Annotated in this window: 9 protein-coding genes; all 9 read right to left on the reverse strand. The window is 36.0% G+C overall.

Annotated elements, in window-relative coordinates; genetic code table 11:
* Positions 1–19: 19 nt before the first annotated feature.
* The 9 genes from rbsD to HF990_RS09790 all read right to left on the reverse strand — a co-directional run bounded on the left by rbsD (position 20) and on the right by HF990_RS09790 (position 8,749).
* Positions 20–409, reverse strand: a complete 390-nt coding sequence (rbsD, locus tag HF990_RS09750) for a D-ribose pyranase (protein ID WP_016839423.1) — start codon at positions 407–409, stop codon at positions 20–22.
* Positions 406–1,287 (reverse strand): ribokinase, encoded by an 882-nt coding sequence (gene rbsK / locus HF990_RS09755; RefSeq protein WP_016839422.1) that lies wholly within the window; start codon positions 1,285–1,287, stop codon positions 406–408. The genes rbsD and rbsK overlap by 4 nt, the downstream gene beginning before the upstream one ends.
* Positions 1,284–2,264 (reverse strand): LacI family DNA-binding transcriptional regulator, encoded by a 981-nt coding sequence (locus HF990_RS09760; protein ID WP_168412507.1) that lies wholly within the window; start codon positions 2,262–2,264, stop codon positions 1,284–1,286. Before HF990_RS09760 ends, rbsK begins: the two co-directional genes overlap by 4 nt.
* Positions 2,265–2,632: 368 nt before the next feature.
* A complete protein-coding gene (locus HF990_RS09765) occupies positions 2,633–4,306 on the reverse strand; it encodes a formate--tetrahydrofolate ligase (RefSeq protein ID WP_168412508.1) in 1,674 nt (557 codons plus the stop codon).
* A 658-nt stretch (positions 4,307–4,964) separates the two neighbouring features.
* Positions 4,965–6,119 (reverse strand): PstS family phosphate ABC transporter substrate-binding protein, encoded by a 1,155-nt coding sequence (locus tag HF990_RS09770; RefSeq protein WP_168412509.1) that lies wholly within the window; start codon positions 6,117–6,119, stop codon positions 4,965–4,967.
* Positions 6,120–6,175: 56 nt separating this feature from the next.
* Positions 6,176–6,928 (reverse strand): VOC family protein, encoded by a 753-nt coding sequence (locus tag HF990_RS09775; RefSeq protein ID WP_168412510.1) that lies wholly within the window; start codon positions 6,926–6,928, stop codon positions 6,176–6,178.
* 12 nt (positions 6,929–6,940) lie between these two features.
* Positions 6,941–7,459: a YbaK/EbsC family protein gene (locus tag HF990_RS09780; protein WP_016837025.1), complete on the reverse strand. Its 519-nt coding sequence runs from the start codon at positions 7,457–7,459 to the stop codon at positions 6,941–6,943.
* Positions 7,460–7,556: 97 nt separating this feature from the next.
* Positions 7,557–8,231: a phosphopantothenoylcysteine decarboxylase domain-containing protein gene (locus HF990_RS09785; RefSeq protein ID WP_016837024.1), complete on the reverse strand. Its 675-nt coding sequence runs from the start codon at positions 8,229–8,231 to the stop codon at positions 7,557–7,559.
* A gap of 326 nt (positions 8,232–8,557) precedes the next feature.
* Complete coding sequence (locus HF990_RS09790; protein WP_016837023.1) at positions 8,558–8,749, reverse strand: zinc-finger domain-containing protein; 192 nt, start codon at positions 8,747–8,749, stop codon at positions 8,558–8,560.
* Between the last annotated feature and the right edge of the window lie 382 nt (positions 8,750–9,131).

Genomic DNA, 9,131 nt, shown 5'->3' on the forward strand with positions numbered 1-9,131 from the left:
TACTTTTTCAAGAAATCTATTAAAAAATCACACCGCATTGCAAAATGACATTGGCATAAGGCGTCGTTTCACCAGTGCGAATAATGAACTTCGCATTTTTCGTTAATCGCTTAAATTCCTCATGTGAAACATACGAAATGTTCGGTAATGTGTTTGTTAATGTTTTCGAAAGCTCTGCGTTTTTTGTTTTAATTTCTTCTGCTAAAACGGCGCTTTCTACGACTAAATCGTCAAGTACAACTTCTAACATAGTAAGAAAACTCGGCTCTCCCAACTTATATGATAAATCTATACAAGGTACATCATCTGGAATTGGTAAACCACAGTCGGCAATAACGATTTGATCCGTATGCCCTAATTTTGCGAAACGACCAGCTAATTCTCTATTTAAAATTCCGTGTTTTTTCAAACTTCATGTCCTCCCAAGCGAGCTAATACTTCATCTATAGTTGGCATGCCGCCTTGTGCGCCAAACTTTTCAACTGAAAGGGATGCAGCGATGTTTGCAAATTCAACCGCATCATCAATTGATTTTCCACTGCAAATCGCATGAGCAAATGCGCCATTAAACGTATCCCCAGCTCCTGTTGTATCAACAGCAGTTGTTTTAAATCCAGGGATTCTTACAATTTTTGATCCATCATAGTAAGCCGCACCTTCACTACCTAAAGTAACAATGACTTTATTTGGATACTCTTTTAATACCGTTTCCCAATCAGCACCAAAGATTAATTCACATTCCGTTTCGTTTGGCGTTAAATAAGTAATTTGATTCATCCATTCTTTTTTGAAATTCGCAGCAGGTGCTGGATTTAATAAAACTGGAATAGCATGCTCTTGACAGATAGTGAATACGTACTCAATCGTTTCTGCTGGTATTTCCAACTGCATCATCACAAGTTTGCTTTCTCGAATCAGTTGGATATTGGCATCGATAATTTCTTTATTTAAATCAAAATTCGCTCCTGGAACAAAAAGAATGCGATTATCACGATTATGTAGCAAGATATTTGCTATTCCAGTGGAATTATTTGTTTTCACGATGCCTGAAACATCAATATTTTCACTCATTAATTTTTTATATAACTCTATTCCAAAGCTATCGTCTCCTACTGCACCAATCATGCGAACTTGACTTCCAAGTCGAGCCGCTGCAACAGCTTGATTTGCACCTTTTCCGCCTGGAATCGTCGTAAAAAGCTTTCCTTGAACCGTTTCTCCCTGTTTCGGGAAAGTGTCAGTTTCCACTACAAGATCCATATTTATGCTTCCAATCACCGTGATCATTGTAAGAACCCCTTTCGAGTCGTCTCTCGCACAACTAATTCCGGATTAATGACAATGTTTTTCTCAGTTATGCTTTTGCCTTCGATTTGTTGAATTAATAATTCTGCTGCAGTTTCACCTAGCTTGTATATGTTTTGGGCAACAGTTGTTAAACTAGGAGTTGTATAATTTCCTAACTGTATACCGTCAAAACCAATGATTTGAATATCATTCGGCACGCTTCTATTCAATTTTTCACAAGCTTTTAACGCTCCAATTGCCAAAACGTCGCTACTGCCAAATATTCCATCAATAGTAGAATGTTTTTGTAAAAATTGGAATGTAATATGTTCAGCAACTTTAAAATCATAGGGACTTTCAACAATGTGTACTTTTATATTTTTTCCTTCAACAGCCTTTAAGAAACCTTTCAAACGCTGTTCGGAAGAAATAAGTTGCTTAGGACCTTTTAGAAAAAGCAGCTCTTTAGCACCACACTCTAGCATGTAGCGGCCGGCCATTTCTGTTCCCAGTATATTATTTGTCGTTACAGATGGGATGTCCATAATCGGAGCCCGGTCTAAGGCAACGATTGGAATAGTTGCTTCTTGACCATTTCCTGAGTGAGTAGATGTGATAATAACACCAGCCACGTATTCTTGAGTAAGAGCTTTAAAGTAATGTTGTTCTTTTTTAGGATTCTCGTCCGAATTACATAATATAACAGTGTATCCATATTTGTAGGCGGTATCTTCTACAGCACGGGCAAGCTCTGGAAAGAATGGGTTTTTAATATCCGGAATAATGAGTCCAATCATATTGGATTGTTTAGTGGATAGCGTCCTTGCAACATTGTTTGGGACAAAGTTCAATTCTTTAATCGCGTGCTCTATTGCTTCTCTAGATTTTTTTCCCACATAACCATTCTTATTAATGTATCTAGAAACTGTGGCTGCAGATACATTTGCCCGCTTTGCTACGTCATGAATCGTTACCATACAATCACCTTTCGAATCATTGTGGTACCGGTTACACATTTTCATGAAAAAATATGTAATCGGTTACACATTTGACCTCCTAATGTGTAATCGGTTACACAATCTACCGCCCAAAAAATTTACGTGTATATATTACCTGAAATAATCTTTTATAGTATGTCATTTTTCTTTTAAATAGGCTATACCATTATCGATTGTTCACAAATTGTTCATCATTTTGTAATTATATGGAATAACCTTTTTGTTTTCAACTGATTTCTTTAGATTTCAACTTTACATTCAGCCTGTCTATATAATGATTGGCGTCCTTAAATTGTTGTTTTATAAAAAAACGCTTCGCTATCTCTAAATAGCAAAGCGTTTTCCAATTAAAACAACCCGATTGCATTCCCTTTTTCATCAACATCCATACGTAATGCGGCGGGTGCTTTGGGCAATCCTGGCATTGTCATAATATCGCCCGTTATGCAAACCAAAAATCCTGCTCCTAATTTTGGAATGATTTCTCTTACAGTAATCGTAAATCCAATTGGGCGACCTATTAATGTTGGATCGTCTGACAATGAATATTGTGTTTTTGCCATACAGATTGGTAATTGATCCCAACCATTTTCCTTAATTTGTTTCAATTGCTTTTTCGCTTGATTTGAAAATTCAACTCCAATCCCGCCATATACTTTTTGGACAATCGTCGTAATTTTCTGTTCTATGGAATCGGATAATTCGTAAAGCGGAGCAAATTGTTTCGGTTCGTCTAAAACTTCCAATACTTGTTTGGCTAGATCCATTCCACCTTTCCCGCCTTCTTCCCATACATTTGTTCTAGCGATGCGGACATTGTTTAATTTCGCCCAATTCAGAAGCGTTTGAATTTCTTGCTCCGTATCCGTTATAAATCGATTCAAAGCAACAACCGGTTCAATTCCGAAATTTCTTACTGTCTCAATATGTCGAGCTAAATTTGGGATTCCGTTGCTGAGAGCTTCAATATTTTCTTTCGCTAACTCGCTTTTTTCTGCTCCGCCATGCATTTTTAATGCGCGAATCGTTGTCACAATTACGACTGCATCCGGATGGAATTCACCTTTTCTTGCTTTAATGTTCAAAAATTTTTCAGCACCTAAATCCGCACCAAAACCAGCTTCTGTCACGACGATGTCCGCTAATTTCCGTGCGGTTTGCGTAGCAATCAAGGAATTACATCCATGAGCAATATTCGCAAAAGGTCCACCGTGAACAAGAGCAGGAGTTCCTTCAATAGACTGTACAATGTTCGGTTTGAACGCTTCTTTTAAAATTAATGTTAATGCCCCCTCAATTCCTAGGTCACGCACAAAGACTGGTTGACGATCATAAGTGTAACCAATTAACATCTTGGATAATCGTTCTTTCAAATCCTCAATACTTGTTGCTAAACAAAATACCGCCATAATTTCAGAGGCAACTGTTATATCAAATCCGTCTTCCCTTGGAACACCTTGCGTTGGACCTCCTAGTCCTACAACAACTTTTCTAAGTGCTCGGTCGTTCATGTCCAATACCCGTTTCCAAATAATTCTTCTAGGGTCGATGTTTAGTTGATTTCCTTGATGAATATGATTGTCAATTACTGCAGAAATTAAGTTATTCGCTGTTGTAATCGCGTGAAAATCTCCATTAAAATGCAAGTTAATTTCTTCCATTGGAAGCACTTGTGCATAGCCGCCACCTGTTGCTCCACCTTTGATGCCAAATACGGGACCTAACGATGGTTCGCGAAGAGCTACCATGACCTTTTGATTTAATTGTTTTAAGGCATCAGCAAGTCCAATAGTAACCGTTGATTTTCCTTCTCCGGCAGGTGTTGGATTCGTTGCTGTCACAAGTACAACTTTACCATAAGGCTCACCCGGAATTTTTTTCGGGTCGATTTTTCCTTTATAACGTCCATATTGTTCAAGTGCATCATCTGGAATGTTTACTTGTTCTGCAATTTCTGCAATAGGTTTTAATGCTGCACCATAAGCAATGTCTAAATCCGTTAATGGTTTTGTAATTGTCATACTAATTCCTCTTTCTAGTCAGATTGAGTTTACTCTTCGTTATGAACGTTATTATTTACACAAGTGTTTGTTTTATAATGTTTTTGTTTTGTCTGCTTTGTTAATTAATGACGGATTTTATTATTACTACATAAATTCACTTTTTAGAAATGGGGCTGATAATAGTCAAAGCTCGGGCAATAATAGTCATACTGGGATGAATAATAGTCAAATTTGTGAACATAATTGCCACCCCATAAAAATTTGCTTCAATTATGGAAGATATTAGTCAGTTTCAAGCATTTAATAGTCAACTGGCCAAGGATATTTGCCAAATTGATTAACATAATAGCCAACTACATATAAACGATTTCCTTGAAATAACGATAATAGCCAAAATCAAGATTATAATAGTCAATCTTTGATAAATAATAGCCACACTCGAGCAAATAATAGTCATTCATTTTTTTTCGTATCCTATCCATCATTATACAATTCTTCTAGCAAGATTCGCCCTTGAGCTTTCAAAAGAATTGTGAACTCTCATTCTAAAAATTTCACCATAAAATTGAAGAAAAGGCTGTCTAGAAAGTCGGAAACTTTCCAAACAGCCTCATTTCCTCATAATCAAGATCTTTTCTGTCCAAAATGACAGCCACTTTTATGTCATACTATTTATTCATTCATCCACATTATTTATAGGCACATACCCGACCTTTTCAATTAGTTGTTGTCCTTGAGGAGATAGTACCCAATCAATTAATTTGTTGACATTTGGATTTTCCGTACCTGCAGTAACAATATAAAATTCCCCAGTTATAGGATATTCGCCACTTCGAATCGTTTCTTTTGTCGGAGAAACTCCGTCAATGGCCAATAGTTTAATTTGATTATTGCCGACCATTTCTTGTGAATAATATCGAAACGTATAGCCAATTGCGTTTTCGAAATTTCGATATTGTGCCACTTCGCTAATGATTTCTCCCATGCCGCTCGCCACATTTTCTCTTGGTGCATCCATAATAGACGTATCACCCATTAATGACTGCAACGACGTTTGAGAACCGCTATCTTCTGGGCGTTGATATGCCCTAATAGGTTCATTTTTACCACCAAGCTCTTTCCAGTTAGTAATTTTACCGGAATAAATATCTTTAATTTGTTGCAAAGTTAACCCATCAACTTCATTTTTTTGATTGACGAAAAATACAAACGCTTCCTTCCCAATTGGTATTAATTTTAGTTCGACTCCCTTTTCTTTTGCTCGCTGCAATTGTTTTTGAGAAGGCTCATTGACAAAAATCATATCCACTTTACCATAAATTAAATTTTCGTAGGCTTCTGGCGTTGTATTGACCATCACTTCACTATTATATGGGTCGTATTCTTTTTTCGGATATGTAGCTTGTGCAATGGCGGAATAGATCGGATACAATGCTGTTGCACCATCCATGATTGGTAATGAATCGGATAATTGAAGAGTTGCTTCTTCTTCTAAAGTTACTACTTTCGAATTTTCTTCAAAAGGCATGTATTCATAAATATTTACTTCTGCTGAAACGGTTGGAATGTTCTCCACATATTTTTGGTAAATCGGCCAAATGGAACTAGCACTAATCGCAACACAAGAAATAACGACAAACCAAATGATTCTTTTCTTTGTTTTGAAATATCGAAATAGAAATGCTAAAAAAAGCAAATACAGAAAAATTGCAAAAATAATGATGAATGGAATCCATTCGAAGTTTCCTATCAACAATGCCATAAAAACGACACCAAATGTAAAAAAACATAGAACGAAGAAAACAATGATTGACACAAAAATGTTCGTCATTACAAAAAAACCTCCTACCACCTAATTCGTCATGTAGGAGGTGTTTTCCTTTATTTTCATCGAACGAACAAATAATTCCCGTCCTCAAGCGTTACATGCTTTTCTTCTTTCGAACCGCTAATTTTCACTTCAACGATTTCATACTTTTGCTCTAAATTAAATTTGAAATGACAATTTGGCGCTTTTAATTTTATGTATGAGTCTGTACTCTCCACTATTTCATGTTCAAATAAACTTGCCCATTCTTTTGCCCACTGTAAATCTGTAACGGAGAATGAGATTTCATCAATTGTTAAATCTCCTAAAGGATGCTTTTGGATTGTTCCATTGTTTACCAAATCATTGTATCGTTCTTCGTCTGACCCTTCCCATTGAATGAGAAATGGAAATTCAAAAGGCAACTCTTTTTTGCCAAAATGCAGTAATTTCCAAGTTAATACACTTCCATCTGGGCGTATTCTTGAAAATGAATCAGGTCCAATCACTTCATAGCCTGCATCACGAAGTTTTTTTGCATCTTCTTCAATTGTCGTTGTCCGAATGGCAATTCGTGTAAAACCATTTTTCTTGTTTCGTTTTTTATAAGATTCATGTAATGTATATGGAATTTCAGCAGATTTTTCGAGCAACGTTTCATCAAATACGCCAATAAATTCAATATAAGAAAGGCCGAAATAACTGAGCGAATTATAGGTTCCCCACATTTCATGTTTTCCGCCTTCTACTGTATGAAGGCCAATTTCTTTCGTTTTTTCAACCATGGTTTTCGGCTCTTTCACAAAATGTACGATATGATCAAGTAAATACATGTTTCTCACCTACTATACTTCATTTGTTGCTGCAAATTCACTAATGTCCGTTAATGTTTCGTTCCAATCTTTTCCGACATCCACCCACTCTTTCGCATTTGAATATTCAAACAATTCATCGCAAGTTAATTCGATTGCTGAATTGATGCTGCCGCAAGCTGGAAACACTGTTGTAAAACGTTTTAACGAAACATCTAAATAAACATCTAAATCATGAGCTAATCCGAAAGGACATACTCCCCCAATGACATGCCCCGTAAAATGTTCTACTTCTTCTGCACTTAACATTTTCGCCTTAACGCCAAATGTAGATTTAAATTTTTTATTATCAATTTTTGCATCACCAGCTGCTACAACGAGAAAAGCATTTCCATCTTTATCTTTAAATGATAATGTTTTGGCGATCCGTGCAGGAATGACGTTTAAAGCGATGGCCGCTTGCTCAACTGTTGCACTGCTTTGTTCAAACTCTAAAATATCTTGGTCACGGTTAAATTTTTGTAAATGCTCTTTTACACTTTGTAAAGACATTTTCCCATCCTCCAATCCCGATAAAACAAATTTGAATTATTACCTATTATATATAAGAAAAGACTAGTGAAACTAGCCTTTCAGTTTAAATTCCATTTTATACTTTTTCGCACAGTATTTCCAATAAAGTTCTTGCCGTTTGTTCTTTGCCTTGAACTTCAATGACATCTCCAGTTTGAGAAATAATATAATGCTGAACATCGCCATACAATGATTGAGAACTATTTGCCACCATAAAGTCAGCATTCGATTCTTTCATTCGCAATTTTGCACGTTGAATTAAATAGTCTACATCTTCCGTTGCTTCAAGTTTAAACCCGACAAGAAGCGTTTTTGGATCCCAACCTTTAATTTTCCCTAAGATTTTTGGCGCTTTTTTAAAATGAATAATCGGTGGTTCATCCGAAGACATTTTTCCATTTTCCGTGATTAAATTACCGTTTTGGTCGTAAACTTTGTCTACAACCCAGTCAGAACCAGCCGCTGCCATAATCACAATATCAATGTTTTCACTTTGCAAAATATGTTTTATTTTATTTCCTAAATCTTCAATTCCTTCAAAACCTACTAATCGCATGGATTCTTTATGTTTCGGAAGCTTCGCAAAGTATCCGTGTAAATAAACTACTTCTGCCCCCATAGAAAAAGCTGTTTCAGCTAAAAAACAGCCCATCGTGCCTTTTGAAAGATTCGTATGTCCGCGAACCCGATCCCATTTTTCAAGGGTTCCTCCGCTTGTAATGAGCACTTTTTTTCCTTCTAATGTCTTCATAGCTATCACCTATCATTTTTATCTTTCGTTATAGATTAAGTTTACTGAACTTTAACTCCATTTTCATTAATAAATTCTAATTTTTAAAAACGAGTCGTTATGTAAAAAGCTTCAGTTTCGGAAAATATAAAAAAGCAGCCCCTATTAAGGGAGCTGCTCAACCTATGGTAACCAACCGTGTATATATTAATCCTCAGAAGATATATCAATTCATGTGTAAAGACATCTGATTTGATATATATATCGTGAGCATTAATATTACATTGATAATATTATCATTATTTTATCAAAAATTCAATACAAAAAGGTACTAAAGTTCTATTGCATCATTTTTCCTGCATCTTTAGCAATTCGTTACCCAAAAATTGCAATTGTTCGCCAACAGAGCACTGTTCAATGCAAAACCGGTGTGCTCCTGCTTTTCCTCTTATTTGTCTTAAATCCCTTTTGATGGGACAATCTATGCAATAAGTATCAATTAATTCATCTATATCTTTAATTACTGCACTTTTATCCACAAATCACAATCCCCCTTTATTAGTTTTTATATTTTACTATCGTCATTTTTTATTTGTCAAAGCGCATTTCTTCCAGTTGAAACAAGCTTATTATGTTGTAAAACGGTTGAGAATATGTCTATTGTGACATTTTCTGAGCTTGTCCTTTTGGAACAATAGTTGATATACCTTTTGCTCGACAATTTTTTATAATCAAGTCTTTACGATAGTCTATGATAAAGGGGATAAACACCGTTTGTGCAGTAATTCTTCAACTTTAATCGAGTAGGAGGGAGCGATTAACTCCCGTCCTCTCACACCACCGTACGTACGGTTCCGTATACGGCGGTTCAATTAAGATGATTGACGCAAGTCTTTATAACTTCCGTGAATAGCTGTTCTC

It is taken from the genome of Ureibacillus thermosphaericus (assembly GCF_012396605.1).
In the GTDB taxonomy this organism is placed as follows: domain Bacteria; phylum Bacillota; class Bacilli; order Bacillales_A; family Planococcaceae; genus Ureibacillus; species Ureibacillus thermosphaericus.

Bases quoted from the DNA above. Each gene is read 5' to 3' on its own strand.
- rbsK (WP_016839422.1), bottom strand. From the start codon at position 1,287: ATGATCACGGTGATTGGAAGCATAAATATGGATCTTGTAGTGGAAACT.
- HF990_RS09760 (WP_168412507.1), bottom strand. From the start codon at position 2,264: ATGGTAACGATTCATGACGTAGCAAAGCGGGCAAATGTATCTGCAGCC.
- HF990_RS09765 (WP_168412508.1), bottom strand. From the start codon at position 4,306: ATGACAATTACAAAACCATTAACGGATTTAGACATTGCTTATGGTGCA.
- HF990_RS09770 (WP_168412509.1), bottom strand. From the start codon at position 6,119: ATGACGAACATTTTTGTGTCAATCATTGTTTTCTTCGTTCTATGTTTT.
- HF990_RS09775 (WP_168412510.1), bottom strand. From the start codon at position 6,928: ATGTATTTACTTGATCATATCGTACATTTTGTGAAAGAGCCGAAAACC.
- HF990_RS09780 (WP_016837025.1), bottom strand. From the start codon at position 7,459: ATGTCTTTACAAAGTGTAAAAGAGCATTTACAAAAATTTAACCGTGAC.
- HF990_RS09785 (WP_016837024.1), bottom strand. From the start codon at position 8,231: ATGAAGACATTAGAAGGAAAAAAAGTGCTCATTACAAGCGGAGGAACC.